The sequence below is a fragment of the Streptomyces flavofungini genome (genome assembly GCF_041028215.1).
GTDB lineage: Bacteria > Actinomycetota > Actinomycetes > Streptomycetales > Streptomycetaceae > Streptomyces > Streptomyces flavofungini_B.
In genome coordinates this window covers 1-1,279 of record NZ_JASKYR010001271.1, presented here as the reverse complement: position 1 = coordinate 1,279, position 1,279 = coordinate 1, and the positions used below count along the sequence as shown (strand labels likewise).

General features: G+C 73.2%; 1 protein-coding gene. It reads right to left on the bottom strand.

The genetic code is table 11. From position 1 onward, the window contains the following. Positions 1–145: 145 nt before the first annotated feature. On the bottom strand, positions 146–1,279 hold a 1,134-nt coding region (locus tag AB8Z36_RS40350), incomplete at its 5' end, for a hypothetical protein (protein WP_369218322.1).

Genomic DNA, 1,279 nt, shown 5'->3' with positions numbered 1-1,279 from the left:
CACGACGACCACCCGGACCGCCCCGCGCCGGAGCGGTGCGACGCGGTGAGGCGGCGCTGCGCGGTGGAGCGGTGCTGCACGATGGGGCGGTGCGGAGGGTGCTGCGGGCGGTGGTGCGGGGCGGTCCGGGTGGTCGTCGTGCTCCTCATGCCGCCTCCGTCCGGTCGGCCGCCATGCCGACGGCGTCCAGGAGGGCCGTGCCGACGATGAGGTCGGCGCCGCCGAACTCCTCGTCGTCGAGCTCGGTGCCGTCGTCCACGGCGAAGAGCAGCTTCTCCTCGCCCTGGCGGTAGGCGGTGCCGACCGGCGGGCTCGCCGCGTGGACGGCCAGGAGGGCGACCAGGTACGGCAGTTCGGGATCGCGGCGGCGGGCGTCGGTGAGCAGTCCGGACAGGCGCCGGGGCGCGTCGGAGGGCAGGTCGAGCAGCTCCATGGCGCTCGCGAGCTGCTCCTCGCTGAAGCGGCTGTCGTCCGGGGTGGCGATCAGATCGGGCTCGGGCATCTCCGCGCCGAGGTGCTCGCGCTCCACGGGGGGCGTGAGCAGTATGTCGACGAGGTCGCCGACGCGGACGGAGACGGGGGTGCGCAGACCGGTGCCCCGGGCGAAGAAGGCGTCCGTCACGCGCGTGGCCCGCTCGGCGGGGAGCGGCAGGAGCGGGGCGAGGAGCTGTCCGTACAGGTCGAGGCCCGCGCGCGCGGTGGGCGTCGCGAAGGCCTGGCGGTCCTGCTCGGCGCGGAAGAGGGGGCCCGCTTCGAGGAGGCGGGACTGGAGCTGGGTGTGGCGGCGGATGCAGTCCTTGACGATGTCGACCAGCTCGGCGGCGCGGCGCTTGTGCTCGGGGTCCTCGGACTCGTCGCGGGCCTTGCGGATGTTGGTCAGGATCGCGTTCTCGTGGCGGTAACGGTCGGCCACGTGGTCGAGCGCTTCGGCGATCATGTCGGGGACGGCCCGCAGCCAGTCCACCGCGCGGACATTGCGCCGGGTGGCGTCGAGGGCTTTGCGCAGGGTCTCCGAATACTGCACCGTGCGGTACCGCGCCTGCTCGGCGGCGAGCTGCGCGTCGGCGAGCCTGCCGCGGCTGATCAGGACCTCCAGCTTCACCTCGGCGGCGATCTGGGCGCTGGTGACATCGGTGTCGAGGGCGCCCACCAGGACGTTGACCGCTTCGTCGGTGGTGCGCAGATACACGCTCCCGCCGTACCCCGGGACCTCTTCCAGGAGCTTGAAGTCATAGTCCCTGCGGACATAGGTGCCGTCGGGGGCGAACGTGCCGTACAC